Here is a 15,462-nt window from a genome sequence, read left to right on the forward strand (position 1 = left end):
CTCAATGAATGATTCCCTTTCTGGTTTCTAATTCCTCTATAAAATCCTCAATCCATTCTGAGTAGATTAGTTCGATAATCTCAACAACAGATGAGTAATCATTTTCCACTATTTTTTCTTCTGCTTGTCTCACAGTTAATTCTATACTCGCCTTATTAATCTTATTGAGATTAAAATAACTATCCACATTCGATAACTCTAATAATGTGGAAGACAACTCAGAAAACGCTGACAATATATCTTCATTGCTTTTCAAATTCAAGTTCTCAATTGTTAATAAAAGTTCTTTTGAAAACTGGTAGACGTTTAAAAGTACTTCTTGTTCATGATCTATAATCAACTTTGTTTCAAAAATTAGATTGTTATTTCCCTTTAAAAGATCCTTTATATCCAATTCATCGAGAGGTTCTCCCGCATTATTCACAATGATTGATGAAATTTGATTTAGATATAAAACCAAATCTTGATAAGTTTCTTGGAGGTTTTCCTTCTGGTTGAACTTTTCTCCATTAATATAATAGATCATTTTTCATTCTCCTCATTAGCAAACAAGGTAGATAGCGGTTACGCCATCTACCTCATTATAATCTTAACTCAAACTATTATCTAAGAAGTTGAAGAACCCCTTGAGGTTGTTGGTTGGCTTGAGCCAACATTGCTTGTGCTGCTTGAGCTAAGATAGAGTTCTTAGTTTGGTTCATCATTTCTTTAGCCATATCAACGTCACGAATACGGGATTCAGCAGCCGATAAGTTTTCAGAAGATGTACCCAAGTTGTTAATTGTGTGTTCCAAGCGGTTTTGAATCGCACCCAAAGATGAGCGTTGTGCTGATACACGTGAAATTGCCTTAGCAATTGCAGTAATTGCTTTATTCGCTGAAGTTTGTTTAGACAAGCTCAAACCACTAATTCCGAGAGCTTTAGATCCCATAGTTGAGATTTTTACTGACAAGGTTTGTCCAGCGTTCGCACCGATATGAATTTGTTTACCTGTAAACTTACCGTCAAGCAAGTTTTGAGTATTGAATTCTGTAGTAGTAGAAATGCGATCAATTTCAGCTGTAAGAGCTGTAACTTCTTTTTGAAGCTCTGTACGATCGGCATCAGTATTCGTATCATTCGAAGATTGTACTGCTAACTCACGCATACGTTGCAGGATGGAGTGAGTTTCATTCAATGCACCCTCAGCTGTTTGAATCAACGAGATACCATCTTGAGCGTTACGAGTAGCTTGATCCAAGCCACGAATTTGTCCACGCATTTTTTCGGAGATTGCTAGACCAGCTGCATCATCACCTGCACGGTTAATACGAAGACCTGAAGACAATTTTTCAATGTTTTTGCTAGTTGCAGCAGTGTTTACACCCAACTGACGGTGTGTGTTCATTGCAGCGATATTGTGGTTGATAATCATTTGATATTTCCTCCCTGAAATTAAGTTAGTTCCACATCCATGTGGTAAACGCTAAACCTTTAAGGTCGGCCGCCCTGCAGGTTCAGCGTCTACTACATATATCGACGGCGTACGCCCAACAGTTTAGAGTATTTCGATGTTTTTTTAAAATTTTTCTCAAAAAACATAATCAAACCAAATAAAAAAACCTAAGTCTGCATTTGAGCAGCTCTAGGTTTCAGTTTCTACGATTAAAAACATGTCTGTTAATCGTTCTTTTTTTCTCCAAGAAATCGATGGATCAAGGCATTCAAATCAGTCTGTAAAGGAGCAACAGACTCACGATTAGCCTCTTGAATAGAAAGGTATACTTCTTTACGCAGAATATCGACATGCTTAGGCGCCGAGATGCCTACCTTTACTGTATCACCTTCCACACTTAGGATCGTCAACTCTATCTGGTCCTGAATAACGATGGATTCGCCTTTTTTGCGAGTAAGTACCAGCATATCACACACCATCCTTTCCATCGATAACCGACTGTTCCTGCAGAAGGCTATGCTTCGTATGATAAGGAGCTGTATGCAGAACGATCTGTTTCCCGGAATGCTTCACTGGATTCAATACAATGGGTGCAAGGAGATTAATCGTAGACTGATCAGCTTGTTCCTTCAGAGTAATAATACAACGAACGACAATCTGTTTGTCGATCCCTAGCTCGTCCGCTTCATCATCTGGAAGATCAAACTCATAAGATGGATAAAATACAAATGGGTCACTTAGCAAAAAGGACAGTCCCTTTTCCTTCATAGACTGTAAGTACCAAAAAGGTGTCTCTTCCACAGCAATTAAAGCGAAGTCTGTTTCTTCATCAAAACCGGGTAATCCTTTAGGGAAATGATATAACTGTTCCTCATCTACATCGATCTCGCCCCAAGATAATGTTTCTATAATCAAAGTTGTTCACTCCTCAAAATAACTAGCATTATAAAAATACTACTACCAAACTATTTATAGCACAAAAGCTATAGAGGCGCTTCCCAGCACATCTATAGCTTTAAAGACCTACAATTGAACGTTAACTTCAGGTAAAAAAAACTTTATGGTTGCATATTGCTGCATATATATATTTAACTTACCTCGGGTATATTCAATCTCAGGATTACGTTTTTCCACCTGTACGTCAACATGGGCGGCCCGAAAATTAATTTGAGGAGCTCTAGTCTCAAAGTGAATATCGACATTATCATATGATGCTGGCCCACGAGTCTCAGGAAATGAATTAGGTTCCGTATCTGTGCCATACACTTCTGCAATCGTATTACCTGGTTTAAAAAACTCTGCCATTCGATTCCCCTGCTCAACCTTTTTGGCGATACCCTGAAGATAAAGCTGCTGGATGCCAGAATAGATACGTTTGTTCATATCAAACATATTGCCACCATTATAGGCTGCCCATGCACGAGATTGATCTATGGTAAGCTCAGGCCGAGTGGATTTAACCGTTAGTTGTCCCGGTGTCGTTGTTACATTGACTTCAGCTTTAGGCTGAGAAATCGAATAGGTGCCCGGATCAGCATCAATCCCAATCACAGCAGGCGTCTGACGGATTTGCAATATCGGCTGAAGCAATGAAAACCACCTCCGTTATCTGATAAAGTCCACGAGAGTTGTAGATATAATCTTTGCACCTACAGATAATGAGGCGTTATATATATTTTCTTGAATCTTCGACTGCATAATCAAACCTTCGTAATCAGCATCTTCCGTCTTGGCCTGCAAATCGGTAAGATTGATATTTAAATCGCTCAAACGCTCCTGCATTAGTTCTACCCGATTGGTCTTAGCTCCTATTTCTGAACGGACCGTTAATAGGTTATCCATGCGCGTATCAATATTTGCAAGTTGATTAGAAACTGCAGTAATATCACCCGATTGTAAGGCACCGGAAATATTATTAATAATGGTAAATAAATTATCCGCTTCACCTGTTCTGCCAAACACGTCATTGCCACTAGTACTAATAGGCATACGTACACCCTCACCTACAATAAACTGAATCTGCCCAGTATCTGTAGTAATCGGCTTAGTTACATCATAGGTACCATCTGCACCTTTAGCAAAATCATAAGGTTTGGTATTGTATTGTTCACCATTAAAGATATATTTACCATTTAGTGTGCTGTTAGCAATATCCACAAGCTGTTCTTTCAATTGCAACACTTCTGAATTGATACTATCAAGTGCGGACTGCGGATTAGTTCCTGTCCCTGCTTGTACTGTCAATTCACGGATTTTTTGAACAACATCTCCAGCTTGACCTAGAACTGTATCATTATAATCTAGCCACGAAAGAGCGCTATCTACATTCTTAGTATATTGTTCATTAGAGGAAAGCTCCGCACGATAGCGCAGGGAATACGTGATTCCTACCGGATCATCGGAAGGCTTATTGATCTTGCGTCCGCTAGAAAGCTGTAACTGTGTATCGTTCATCGTACGTGCATTACGGTTTAAGTTAAGCAGAAGCTGTGAATTCATCATGTTAGAGGTTACTCTCAACATACGCTATATCTCCTTTTATCTGCCGACTGTGCCGGTGGAATTGATCAATTTGTCGAGCAGTTCATCAAAAGTAGTCATAAAACGCGCTGCGGCACTATAAGCATGCTGGAATACTAGCATATTCGACATTTCTTCATCTAGGGATACACCGCTGACTGATTGACGACGGGAGTTAACTTGCTCTACGAGATAATCTGAGTTATCCGTCTGACGTGCAGCCTCTTGGGATTGAATACCCAGCTGACCAACCATAGAGCTGAAAAGCCCACCAACAGTGTTGCTCACACTACCGTCTGGCTTAGTAAATTTACTATCCTTCAAGTTCGTCAATAGAAGCGCCAAGGTGTTATTTCCTTTAACGACTTGCGTATTTCCATTCGCATCAACAGTTGTACGTAACGAAGTTGCAAATAGGTTTACGTCAGCTGCAATTTCCGGATTCAGTTTGATCGTTCCAGCCTCACCTGATGTTACAAAGAAATCGCGTCCGACGCTTCCATCCATCGCGTAACCTAACTTGTGAAGTCCGTTTAACCCTTTGACAATGGTCTTGGCGTCCTCATACATTGTTGCGCCCTTAGGCATGGCCTGACCAGCGGTCAGAGTAACTACGGTACCGTCAGCTTGTGTAATCTTGGCATCACTAGTCAACACTGTGCCCTCAGGAAGATTGGAGCCAGCTGGCACTGTAATTTCAACGTCACCTGTAGCAATAGTGCTCGCCAAATCATTGAGCTGTTTCTTGTAATCGGCAACATAGGTATTATTGGAAAAAATCATTCCGTAAGCCTCGCCGCCCTTCAAAGTTCCGGAGGCATAAGCATTATTAAGAAACGCGCCATCTACGGTTGCAGTTACTTCTCCACCCTCTACGAGAGGTTGTCCACCCAAAGAAATGTTATAACCCGCTTCCGTCTCTACAACAGTAATATTAGCAATTTTGGAGAGCTTGTCCGCCATCAAGTCGCGTTGATCACGTAGATCGTTCGCATGATCCCCCATACCCTCAATCTTATAGATCGATTTATTTAGATCTGCGATCGCGGTCAGGTAACCCTGAGCTTCTTTTGCCTTAACATCTATATTAGTGGTTAGATCCCGCTCCAGATTATTCAGTTGCGTGCTCATATAGTTCATAGCATCCGTCAAAGATTGTGCAGTTTGCACTACAATCTTACGGGCCGTTGGATCTTCAGGGTTCTTACTTAGATCCGACCACGATTTCCAGAAGTTATCCAGAACTGTACGAATGCCTGTATCCGATGGCTCATTAACGATAGCTTCCAGCTTAGAGAGCGTATCTGCTTGAAGACTCCAGTTGCCGAAAGCAGCGTTCTCACCACGGTACTGATCATCCAGAAACATTTCTCGAATCCGATCGATAGATGAGAATTCCACCCCTGTACCCATTTGACCTGGAACGGTAGATTTTAACAATCCGTACGCTTCTATAGGTAAAGAGGCTTGCATATTAACACGTTGACGAGTATAACCTTCGGTATTCGCATTAGCGATATTGTGTCCAGTTGTATTAAGAGCTGCGGTCTGAGTAAAAAGGCTGCGTCTCGCCGTCTCTATCGAGTGAAATGTGGATGTCATGCTTCTTACTCCTCCTTATGTTCTGCTCCGGCAGAACACTTCATCAGTACAATTCTAACCTCGTGCATCAAAAATCCCCGACCGATTTACGTTGTTGCCTTTGTCGGACGGACGATGATAAGTGATATCCTGATTTGGTCTTCCGACCAACAGATCCAAAGAATAATCTATAAATGTAAGCGACTGCTCTATCAGCTTCTGATTTAGGTCATTGGCTTCTTTCAGGCGATGTAAAGTGCCCGAAAGCTTCTGCTGAATATGCAGCAGTCGTGCCTTGTCTTCAGGGTCAAATATAAGCCTGGACAGCTCCGTTAGGTTCAGGTTCAGGTTGGAACGAATACCCACGCCTTGCAAAACGGTATATGCGGCTAATATTCGCTCTTCCTCGAGCTGCCCAATTACCTTCATTAGCTTGGACTCACGGTTAAGGATGTCTATTAACGCATCCACCTTGTTATCCATAATCGTCTGTTTCTTCTCAGCGGCCAGATCCAGCATTTGATTATGCACTCCATCTAGCCGCTCCAATAGTTCTATTAATGTCGTCAATGCCATGGATGTTTTCACCTAATTCTCGGAGGATTGCTTAAAGTAAGGGGCGAGTTTCTCTGCTAGCTTAGATGCATCAACTTGATAGGTACCTGCGGAGACCTGCTGCTTTAGATTGTCGATCTTAAGTGCGCGTTCTGGATCATTCTTGCCAGTGTTTTGTGCTTGCAAGAGTTGAATCGCTTCATCAGAGATCGAAACCTCATCCTTGCGTGTGCTTTTCTTCATTTGTTCCTGCCTTTGCGCTTCCGCGCTGCGTTGATACGGATTAATCGCGTTAATTCGTCCGGTCTCGTTAATTTTCATAACTTCCACCTTCCTTCTAATATAAAAAAGCCGATAATCTTTACTAAGTTTATCGGCGTAGACTGAAACATTCTTTATAGCTGCAAACGTTTTTTTGCAGATTTTATAGGTCACGTAGCTTATCTATGGCACGATATGCACCATCAGATGTCTTTTTAGTAGTATCCTCAGCAGAATTTTCCTTGACAGCATTCGTGAGATCTTTCCTGAGCCGACTACGACAGCTGTCACACATATGGCCATCCCGAATCAGTGTACCACACACTTCGCAAGGGTACATCATATTGGGTGCATTAGCTATAGAAATCCGGCCTTCTCGAATAAAGCGGGTAATCTCTTTAATAGAAATCCCCGTAGCATCGGAGAGCTCCTGAATGTTGGTTCCTTTGTTTTCCCGTAAATAATTCACGCAGATCTCATATTCATGCTCCAGCTCTTTGATACAGACCTGGCACAACCCCATAAGATTCTTGACAAACAACCGGCCGCACCTTGGACAATTGTCTAGATTCATAACAAGCAGCCGCTCCTCTCCGTACATTCTGTGCAATGCATAATATTCTTATGCTCCTAGATTACATGATTGCAAGGAATTCGTCTATGGGACAGAAGAAACGCTCCCAACCGCAACTAATCCTTAATGGAATGGATATAGCTGTTCACAATCATGCATTTTCGCTTTAGGAACGCGCCCAGGTTAGGCTATAGATTTCTGCAGCATAATCATAGTTAGAAACCATTTGTTTTAGAATTTCGGCACAAGCACGAATCGTGCTTCCGGTTGTATAGATATCATCAACAATAATAATTCGAATAGGACGGCTTACAGGTGAGTTATCTTTCAGCCAATCCTTAAATGGTGTGGAGACTGCCGGATTCGCTCCAAAAGCATTCTTCATATCGGCCAGTCTCTCCGCACGTCCTTTAAAGCTCTGCTTACCTGTATGATGCGTACGAATTAGTAGCGGTAGCTGTGGAATCTTACTATGCCGAGATAGAACATCGGCCAATCTTTCCGCTTGATTGAACCCCCGTTCTAGAAGCCTTGAATCACTGACAGGTACCGGAACTAATAAATCAGCTGACCAAAGGCTGTTTTTTTTGTACCTTTTATGTTGAATAAGATGAAAAAACGATGCCTTCTGGGATGAAAGAGCCCCCTGTTGCTTTTCCTCCTTTAGGGTTAAATATGCCCTATCCAGCATGAGTCCAAGTAGAGGGGCATATCGTTCATTCCCGCGATATTTATATTGACCGAGCCATTCTCTCATCTCATTAGTGTAGGCTACCGCACTCCGGTTACATACAATGGGTGAGGGCTCAGCGCTGCGAGTGCAGTCTGGACAGCCTACATGCCGCCCACAAACCAAGCAACGTGGAGCGCGTATCCAAGGAATGGATTCCGCACAATCCTTACAGATACCAGGCAGCTGTGAGGACTGTGGGCTGTGCTTCCCGCAGGTTAGACATTGAGACAACGAGGGGGTGAGGAGGAGAGACAAAGATTTTCGTACCCCTATAAGCATGGTATTCATTTAGCCCCACCTTTACGGAAATATCCATGGCGGCGAGCGATGATATTCATAGTACGAATCTGAGCAATCGCTCCACGCTGGGATCGGCTCCACTGAGAGGAGGCAAATACAACATGGCCATCAGGATCATCTTTAGAACGACCAGCACGGCCTGCCATCTGTACCAAAGAGGCTTCGTCAAAAAGACCACTGTCTGCATCCAAAATAAATACGTCACTGCGTGGCACGGTAACTCCCCGTTCCAGGATCGTAGTAGTTACTAACAAAGAGATGATACGGTTGCGAAAAGCAGTCACCTTTTCTGCCCGAAATGAATCCTTGGACGAGGTGCCTTCAATAACCACGCCGGGAAAGCTACGACGAAGTAGGATCAGCAATCCTTCGATTTGAGCTATTCGAGACACAAATAGAAAAATTTGTGCTTTTCGCTCCAGTGACTTTTGAAGATTTTGTATAAGCGATCTTGGCAAACTCCCACGCTTCAGACAGGTTAGAACCGAGGGTATACTCAAATGCTGCGGGATAGGCAAGGGATGACCATGGAAGCGGACAGGCACTCTGGCATGTGGAAGCTTGCCTAACCGGACCAAACGCTGCATTTCTTGTGGTGGCGTAGCTGATAAATAGATGAAAGAGCCGTCCACTTTACAGGCTTGTTCAGCGGCATAGGCCAACATAGGATCATTGTGGTAAGGATACGCATCCAGCTCGTCGATGATTACGAGATCATAACCTTGATGGAAGCGCAGGAGCTGATGGGTGGTCGAAAGCGTTAAGCGACCGCTCACCCAGCGATCTGCGCTGCCGCCATAAAGTACGGCGAGAACCTCCGCCGGAAAAGCCCGGGCGAGCCGCGGCGCGAGCTCAAGTACGACGTCGCGGCGCGGCGTCGCTACCAGCGCCCGCCCTCCGGCGGCGAGCACGGCCTCTAGGAGCGGGAAGGTCATCTCCGTCTTCCCCGCTCCCGTTACCGCCCAGAGCAGAAACCGCTCTGGGCATGTACTGGCGGAGCGCTTGCGCGCCTCCGCCAGAAAACCCAGCGCAGCGCCAGCGGCTCCCGCCTGCGCTGGGCTCAGCCCCCACCGGCCTGCGGCCGCGGCGGGGTCAAGGGCGGCCGTGCACCGCACGGCCGGAAGTGCTGCGCTGCGCAGCAGCAGCGCACAAGCCCGGCTGCGCCCAAGCGCGAGGCAGGCCTCGCAATAGGCGCAGCCCATTAGCCCGCACGCGGCGCATGCCGTGCGGCCGGTGGGCACGCTGCCGCAACGCAGGCAGCGCGAAACCGCGCGGCGAGCGACAGCGCCGCGCCACAATAAGTGCGGCAGCCTAGCCGCCGCACGCATCATAACGCCAGCACCCGCAGGGAGCTGGCGGGCTCGCGCCCCGTGCGCAGCCGGGGTCGCACTGCCTACGGCGGCTGTAAGCATCAGCCGCCCCTGCAGATGCGCCAGTTGTGCCGCCTGGCGCCAGCAACCCCCTAGCTCTGGCAATTCTTCTGCCAGCAGCGCTTCTACTTCCGGCTCCAATAAAGAGCGCCCGGCCACAGCCCGCAATAATTGTTCTGAATCCGATTCTAGTAATCCAGATTCAAAATCCTCTTTTTCACACCAATCGTATCTTTCATTCTTCTTATTGTCCTGATCTATTCCGAAACTTGATTCATTAGGCTTCCATATGAATATTCCATCATTCAACCACTGAGCCTCCCACTGTCCCCCTGCCTCTTTCTCCTCTCTCAACTCAGCCTCAAGCATACTATTAATATATTGCCCCCACTCCTTAATCCCCCAGGTGCTCATTGCGCTTCTTTGTTTAAAGTTGTCCCGGAGCTTCACAGCCCAACCTAGCGGCAACGCAGAAGAAAGCAGAACCAAACTATTCGCCGCTAAGGAACTCCCAGCTTTCTTCTCCGGTCTAGCTACAGACCACCACCATCTATCCACGCTAAGATCTAATGAAATTTCAACCCTCCAGCTCCCCTTGCATTCCACAGCATATACAGCGACTTGCATAAAATCCCTCCTACCTTTCGCTTGTACTTAGCAACTCCATATTTGATCCCAAATTCACGACTCCGTCTCCCCAAATGCAAAAAGCACACTCCCCCAGTTCTTGGAGAGTGTGCTTCACCCGTTACTTACATATTTACTTAAGATCTGTTGCGCTTTGATTCGCATCCCCTACTTCCTGCCATCCCCATAAAAGGCAGCGATACAGACTGCCCTGACAGCCGCAAGTCTACTACAATTCCTTCATGCTGCAATTCTTCACTCATCTGAAGAGAGTACATAGATGTTGCAAGATCGATAGAGCAGCCGCTAGCGGCCATTTTGGAAACTATCCCAAGTGTTCCATCGCTCGAACCATCATCCATGAACGTTACTCGCAATCGTTTTCCGGTTAGAAGAGCTTGAAATGTCAGTGCCCGAATGTACCATTCCACAACAGATTCATGATTGCGGGTAATAAAAATATAATGAATCCATTTTCCGGACTGCGGTGTTTTACGCACCTTCTGCCGGTTATGCAACATATGAATCATCACTGCAGCGGATACATAAACAACCGCAATCCATATCAACTGGGCTACCATGGAGATGCACCTCCTCTGTATACCAACACTATATGCCGGCATTAAAAGGTCGGTGACTGCCTAGAACACCCATCAGGGAAGCAAGCTGTGTCTACTTAATTTCTTTCCTATATGTAACGTATTACCGTGAAGCTTCTACAAGGTTACCCAGCCATATTTAATCGAATTAATAACGGCTTGAGTCCGATCATCCACTTCCATTTTTTGCAAAATACTGCTAACATGGTTTTTAACTGTTTTTTCACTAATGAATAAATATTCACCAATCATTTTGTTGCTCTTACCTTCAGCCATTAGACGCAGCACTTCTGCTTCACGACGGGTCAGAGGATTGTTGTCGCCAGCAATAAATTTAACACCAGCTTCCTTCACCACTGTATCTGTAGTTACACCAGTCTCGTTAAGGTAAGTCATACGCCGCAATTGATTGATAAGCTTTCCAGTAACCTTTGGATGGATAAAGGCATGTCCTTCACAGACCGAACGAATGGCATTAATAAGGGATTCGGCCTCCATATCCTTCAATAAATAACCATTGGCGCCCTTACGAAGGGTCTCAAATACATAACTCTCATCATCATGAATGGATAAAATAATTACCTTAACCTCCGGGAACATTTCCCGAAGTTTTTGAGTGGCTTCTACGCCATTCTCAACAGGCATATTGATGTCCATCAATACGATGTCCGGTTTAGTACCGTTACAAAACTCTAATACCTGAATACCGTCGCCGCACTCCCCTATGACCTCGATATCCTCCTCCATATTCAAAATGCGTTTCAGCCCTTCACGAAAAAGCTGATGATCATCCGCCAAAAGAACCTTAATGGGCGTTTTACTAGAGTTTAAGTTCTCCATCACACTACTCCTTCCCCTTCTCCACATTCGTCGGAATATGGATCACGATTGTTGTCCCCTGATTCTCGGCTGATACAATTTCCATTCTTCCTTCAAGCAGTTCTACACGTTCCCGCATACCTACTAGCCCGAAGCTTTCCCGATTACCTTGCTGATTTTTTAACTTTTGTACATTAAAGCCTAATCCGTTATCTTTAATCACAATCTTAATTAACTGCGCTTGGTATGTAATCTCCACCAATACGAAGCTTGGGTAGGCATGTTTTGCTGCATTAGACAATGCTTCCTGAACCAGACGGTATACCGCCGCCTCCATCGCTGAAGATAGTCGGTGTTCCTGTCCCCGGGTTTCCAAAGTCGTCCGCAGTTTCGTCTTCTCTTCAAAATCATGCACATATTTCCGCAAAGTCGGAATCAAGCCCAAATCATCGAGAGCCATCGGTCGTAAATTAAAAATAACCTTACGCATTTCTTCCAGGCTGTTACGAACCTGCCCTTTTAAATCTACTACTTCGTCCTGCACCAGCCCAAATTCCTGCTTTACCAGCATTCTTTCTACAATTTCCGTCCTAAGGACTAGATTTGCCAGCATTTGAGCGGGACCATCATGAATTTCCCGGGCAATTCTCTTCCGTTCTTCTTCTTGAGCCAGGATAATTTTGAGTCCGATCATCTGTCTGTTCTTCGCAGATTCGACAATTCTCGTCACTTGGCCTAGTTCTCCCGACAAATATTCGAGCACTACGCTCATTTGCGAACCAATTGACTCTGCACGCTCTACAGAATTTTCGACACTGCGCACTCGCATTTGTAATTCATCACGTCTGCTTCGAAGATAGACCTCTCGCTCACGCGTCATCATGAGTTCGAGCTGAAGCTCTGTAGCCTTCTCATAAGCAATACGGATATCCTTCTCTGAGTAGCGGACAAAGTCCCGGCTGACCTCTGTCAGCCGGATTCTGGAGCGGTGATACTGTAGCTCCAGCTTGTCTACCTTTTTCAACGTTTCATCCGTTTCGTCCATGACCCGCTGCAGTTCCTTGTTGAGTGCAGCAAGTTCATCACGTGCAACCTGCAATATTTCAAAAATCTGATACTTGCTGCTCTCCATCACGTCGATGGTATTTTTAATAACGCGATCAATCGCATCGGCTTGAAATTCCACGGATGCTTGCCCCTTTTCTATCGGATCGTATTAAGGTTTTCCTTATATATTAACATATCACGATTCGATAGTTACGGTCTTCGTTTTCTGTTCCCATTTTACAGTTAATCCTAACTGTTCAGAAACCAGTCTCAGAGGTACTAAAGTCCTACCCTGTAAAATAATAGGTGCTACTTCAGCACTTTGTCGCTTACCATTTAACAGGTATTCCTTTTTATTTACCGTCAGATCCAGTGCCTTGGCTCCCCGCAACACCATGATCTTCTTATTCACCTGATCCCAGGTAGCATTCCCTCCAAAAGCATCCAGCACATAACGGATCGGCACATAAGTACTGCCGTCTTTCACAATTGGAGCTACATCAATAGCCTTCTTATTTCCGTTTACGGTCATTGCTTTGGAGCCGATGCTCATCGAAGCTGTACCCTTTGGTAACCCTGCATCACTGGAAAGTGAAGGCATTGTGAAGGTGATATTATCAAAAGCAACCGTACCTGTCTTCGCCCGTTCATCTTGGCCTTCCTCTACATTGACTACATAAAGTCTCTTCAGCGTAGCCGGGAATTTAATCCCTGATCCTGACAAGTCGATGTTTATGTTCTTCCAACCGTTCCAATCGATAATCTTCGCAAGATCTACATAGGCTGTAGCTCCACTATTGTCTACAAACTCAGCACGCAGCCAATTTAAGCTCATATCGCCCATCACATCAACTGACATCGAAGTTGCAAGCGCTGGAACGGCTTTTCCACTTGTGCCGTTAAGTTGAGCATAAGCGTACATTTTACCGCTGCCAGCCGTCATATCATAACTGAGTGACAGCACCTTGGAGCCTACTCTTTCAGCCGATCCGTCTACTATTGTTGCAGTCCCCTGTACCGCTGGCACATTGGTAGTAAAGTTAACTGGATAACTTACCTTCTCGAAATCTTCCCATGTTGTAGCTGCTGCTGTCGATAATACAACCGCTGTGCTAAATCCATCATAACGAGCAATAGCGTAACCTGTAGTAACCCCTGCATCCACAGAGTTTACAGTAAGCTTGCCATTTTGAACGACTCCCTTAAAGCCTACAAACTCCCACTTCAGCGCTGAATCTGGAACGCTTATGGTTGCTCCACTCTTCGTAGAGGCCTTTACAGGGACAGATACAGTTGTCCCAGCTGTCAGTGGCGCTGTAGCAGTGCCTACACTCATGCTGGATAGATCATCTCCACCCAAGACTGTAAGGGTTGTAGAAGCGCTTGCTACGCCGCTTTTAGCCGTTAAGGTAACGGTGCCTGGCTTCACTGCCGTTACTTCTCCTGCACTTACAGTTGCGCTTCCTCCGCTTGATGTCCAAGTAGGATTGCCTGCTGCTACATCTATAGGGTTATAGTAAGTGTCATAACCTTTTAACGAATAAGTAGCCTTTTGTCCAACTAATAGCGAAGTGCTTCCGCTAATTTTAATTCCTTTTACTTCACCTTGTGGTGCGTTAGTATAAACACCAAGCGCGTTAACAATGCTGCGCTGCTCTGTGCCATACTCTGTATTAAAGGTTAGTGTGGCTGAGGTTTCACCAAGAGGCCGGTCTACCATCGTTGTAGAGCCGCCTCCGTCTAAGTTAAGCCCTTTCCAGACTCCAATATTGGTCATAAAAGATTGCAGCTCGGTCAATGACATTCCTGAGCTGTTGCCATTTTTTTCAGTAGCTATAATATAAACATAACGTCCATCCTGAGAGTATCCTAAAGCCGTACGTGCACGATAACCGCCAATGCTGCTAGTCGAGCGAGAGAACGTTGCAGCTTTTCCGTTATTTACAAGAATCGTATGTCCACCAATCATTGTTTGCAGATTAGCAGGATCTAGCGATTGCTGCGTAGTCTTGGATTTCAGGGAGTACACACTTGTTACCGGTTGCCCTACCGTCAGATGGGCAGTAACATACCGTGCGGCTAAGCCATGGGCCCGCAAAATATAAGCTCCCTTTGGAACCGCTGTAGGAAGCGCAGCATTTTCAGATATTTGAGTAACTACGCCGTTCTCAACGAGCACCTCTGTCGGTGTGGTTGAGCTGTTTTTGGGACGATCGAGTGCGGTCCATACATCCGTATAGATATACATTGCATTAGCATGGCTATAAGTAGAGCTTCCACCTTCAGGACTATAAGCACCTTTATTGATACCGGATATCTCAAACTGTGCGCCGTCAGGTGCGGTTACCATTCCTTCAAAGCTGAACTCATCAATAAGAGGCTTGCGATCCTTAGTCACTGCAAAGGCATACATGCCATCCAATTGCGAAGGGGTGGAAACCAAGACTCCACTGGATACTTGTCCACCAATCGGAGCGCCTTCCCCGCCTGTATTAAAATAATCTCCGTTTACTGCAGCCACGGCTCCAGTTTCCTTAGCCATCCCGCCAGTACTTTGACGTGTTGTCAGGTTTCCACCCTTACCTGTCATAACATCTAAAGAAACATATGGATTGTTGAGGTCAACGCGAATAACATCCGCCAATCCAGAAGCGCTCGCTCCTGAACGTGTAGCCGTATATTTGTATTTCATCATAATGGCGCCCGAAGTAATTACTTCTTCTCCCAGCTTGCTTACTTTAAAATTAGATGTGGCTGCGGCAGCAATTGGTGTGGAACTATGACCAAACATAGCTAAGCCTTCACTGCCAATTACCGGCATAATCCACAACACACCTGCTAATGAAGCGGCAACCCATTTTTTAGTAGATGATAATTTTATTCCCCGAACAACTTCTCTACTCTTCTTCTCCATGAAAACTTCATTCATTTCGACGTAACTCTCCCATCTCTTTTTTACTCTTCAAGTCCGTTATCAAAAGTCTGGAAACTGGTTCCTATTTTTCTAGTACTCTTTTAATAGACTGAAAATAAGCGAAAA

General features: G+C 45.0%; 16 protein-coding genes. All 16 read right to left on the bottom strand.

Annotated features, from left to right (window positions below; genetic code table 11):
- Position 1: 1 nt before the first annotated feature.
- A complete protein-coding gene (locus MHI25_RS28815) occupies positions 2 to 526 on the bottom strand; it encodes a hypothetical protein (protein WP_076123894.1) in 525 nt (174 codons plus the stop codon).
- Positions 527 to 602: 76 nt separating this feature from the next.
- A complete protein-coding gene (gene hag / locus MHI25_RS28820; RefSeq protein WP_076123896.1) occupies positions 603 to 1,415 on the bottom strand; it encodes a flagellin Hag in 813 nt (270 codons plus the stop codon).
- A 245-nt stretch (positions 1,416 to 1,660) separates the two neighbouring features.
- Entirely contained in the window at positions 1,661 to 1,903 is a 243-nt protein-coding gene (gene csrA, locus MHI25_RS28825) for a carbon storage regulator CsrA (RefSeq protein ID WP_076123898.1), read from the bottom strand.
- A gap of 1 nt (position 1,904) precedes the next feature.
- Entirely contained in the window at positions 1,905 to 2,351 is a 447-nt protein-coding gene (locus MHI25_RS28830) for a flagellar assembly protein FliW (RefSeq protein WP_076123900.1), read from the bottom strand.
- 108 nt (positions 2,352 to 2,459) lie between these two features.
- Positions 2,460 to 3,026, bottom strand: coding sequence for a DUF6470 family protein (locus MHI25_RS28835; protein ID WP_076123902.1), 567 nt, complete (start codon positions 3,024 to 3,026; stop codon positions 2,460 to 2,462).
- A gap of 15 nt (positions 3,027 to 3,041) precedes the next feature.
- Complete coding sequence (gene flgL, locus MHI25_RS28840) at positions 3,042 to 3,959, bottom strand: flagellar hook-associated protein FlgL (protein WP_076205587.1); 918 nt, start codon at positions 3,957 to 3,959, stop codon at positions 3,042 to 3,044.
- Positions 3,960 to 3,974: 15 nt separating this feature from the next.
- Positions 3,975 to 5,558, bottom strand: a complete 1,584-nt coding sequence (gene flgK, locus MHI25_RS28845; protein ID WP_076106998.1) for a flagellar hook-associated protein FlgK — start codon at positions 5,556 to 5,558, stop codon at positions 3,975 to 3,977.
- Positions 5,559 to 5,612: 54 nt separating this feature from the next.
- Positions 5,613 to 6,113 (bottom strand): flagellar protein FlgN, encoded by a 501-nt coding sequence (locus MHI25_RS28850; RefSeq protein WP_076301444.1) that lies wholly within the window; start codon positions 6,111 to 6,113, stop codon positions 5,613 to 5,615.
- A 12-nt stretch (positions 6,114 to 6,125) separates the two neighbouring features.
- On the bottom strand, positions 6,126 to 6,413 hold the full coding sequence (gene flgM / locus MHI25_RS28855; protein WP_036678454.1) for a flagellar biosynthesis anti-sigma factor FlgM: 288 nt from the start codon (positions 6,411 to 6,413) through the stop codon (positions 6,126 to 6,128).
- Positions 6,414 to 6,516: 103 nt separating this feature from the next.
- Positions 6,517 to 6,927 (bottom strand): TIGR03826 family flagellar region protein, encoded by a 411-nt coding sequence (locus MHI25_RS28860; RefSeq protein WP_076182297.1) that lies wholly within the window; start codon positions 6,925 to 6,927, stop codon positions 6,517 to 6,519.
- 166 nt (positions 6,928 to 7,093) lie between these two features.
- Complete coding sequence (locus MHI25_RS28865; protein ID WP_340394694.1) at positions 7,094 to 7,948, bottom strand: ComF family protein; 855 nt, start codon at positions 7,946 to 7,948, stop codon at positions 7,094 to 7,096.
- Positions 7,945 to 9,957, bottom strand: coding sequence for a helicase-related protein (locus MHI25_RS28870; protein ID WP_340394695.1), 2,013 nt, complete (start codon positions 9,955 to 9,957; stop codon positions 7,945 to 7,947). The genes MHI25_RS28865 and MHI25_RS28870 overlap by 4 nt, the downstream gene beginning before the upstream one ends.
- Positions 9,958 to 10,094: 137 nt before the next feature.
- Positions 10,095 to 10,538, bottom strand: coding sequence for a glycosyltransferase family A protein (locus MHI25_RS28875; RefSeq protein ID WP_076123908.1), 444 nt, complete (start codon positions 10,536 to 10,538; stop codon positions 10,095 to 10,097).
- A gap of 135 nt (positions 10,539 to 10,673) precedes the next feature.
- Entirely contained in the window at positions 10,674 to 11,396 is a 723-nt protein-coding gene (locus MHI25_RS28880; protein ID WP_036681509.1) for a response regulator transcription factor, read from the bottom strand.
- 4 nt (positions 11,397 to 11,400) lie between these two features.
- Positions 11,401 to 12,561 (bottom strand): sensor histidine kinase, encoded by a 1,161-nt coding sequence (locus MHI25_RS28885; RefSeq protein ID WP_036681511.1) that lies wholly within the window; start codon positions 12,559 to 12,561, stop codon positions 11,401 to 11,403.
- 57 nt (positions 12,562 to 12,618) lie between these two features.
- Positions 12,619 to 15,351 carry a stalk domain-containing protein gene (locus tag MHI25_RS28890; RefSeq protein ID WP_340394696.1) on the bottom strand — a complete coding sequence of 911 codons (2,733 nt, stop codon included), beginning with the start codon at positions 15,349 to 15,351 and terminating at the stop codon, positions 12,619 to 12,621.
- Between the last annotated feature and the right edge of the window lie 111 nt (positions 15,352 to 15,462).

This window comes from Paenibacillus sp. FSL E2-0177, from assembly GCF_037992975.1.
In the GTDB taxonomy this organism is placed as follows: domain Bacteria; phylum Bacillota; class Bacilli; order Paenibacillales; family Paenibacillaceae; genus Paenibacillus_AQ; species Paenibacillus_AQ odorifer.

What these genes read in the sequence shown, in the direction of transcription:
- MHI25_RS28880 (WP_036681509.1), bottom strand. Translation starts at nt 11,396, where the DNA reads ATGGAGAACTTAAACTCTAGTAAAACGCCCATTAAGGTTCTTTTGGCG.
- hag (WP_076123896.1), bottom strand. Translation starts at nt 1,415, where the DNA reads ATGATTATCAACCACAATATCGCTGCAATGAACACACACCGTCAGTTG.
- MHI25_RS28865 (WP_340394694.1), bottom strand. Translation starts at nt 7,948, where the DNA reads ATGAATACCATGCTTATAGGGGTACGAAAATCTTTGTCTCTCCTCCTC.
- MHI25_RS28875 (WP_076123908.1), bottom strand. Translation starts at nt 10,538, where the DNA reads ATGGTAGCCCAGTTGATATGGATTGCGGTTGTTTATGTATCCGCTGCA.
- MHI25_RS28870 (WP_340394695.1), bottom strand. Translation starts at nt 9,957, where the DNA reads ATGCAAGTCGCTGTATATGCTGTGGAATGCAAGGGGAGCTGGAGGGTT.
- MHI25_RS28850 (WP_076301444.1), bottom strand. Translation starts at nt 6,113, where the DNA reads ATGGCATTGACGACATTAATAGAACTATTGGAGCGGCTAGATGGAGTG.
- MHI25_RS28890 (WP_340394696.1), bottom strand. Translation starts at nt 15,351, where the DNA reads ATGAATGAAGTTTTCATGGAGAAGAAGAGTAGAGAAGTTGTTCGGGGA.
- MHI25_RS28860 (WP_076182297.1), bottom strand. Translation starts at nt 6,927, where the DNA reads ATGAATCTAGACAATTGTCCAAGGTGCGGCCGGTTGTTTGTCAAGAAT.
- MHI25_RS28815 (WP_076123894.1), bottom strand. Translation starts at nt 526, where the DNA reads ATGATCTATTATATTAATGGAGAAAAGTTCAACCAGAAGGAAAACCTC.
- flgL (WP_076205587.1), bottom strand. Translation starts at nt 3,959, where the DNA reads ATGTTGAGAGTAACCTCTAACATGATGAATTCACAGCTTCTGCTTAAC.
- flgM (WP_036678454.1), bottom strand. Translation starts at nt 6,413, where the DNA reads ATGAAAATTAACGAGACCGGACGAATTAACGCGATTAATCCGTATCAA.
- csrA (WP_076123898.1), bottom strand. Translation starts at nt 1,903, where the DNA reads ATGCTGGTACTTACTCGCAAAAAAGGCGAATCCATCGTTATTCAGGAC.
- flgK (WP_076106998.1), bottom strand. Translation starts at nt 5,558, where the DNA reads ATGACATCCACATTTCACTCGATAGAGACGGCGAGACGCAGCCTTTTT.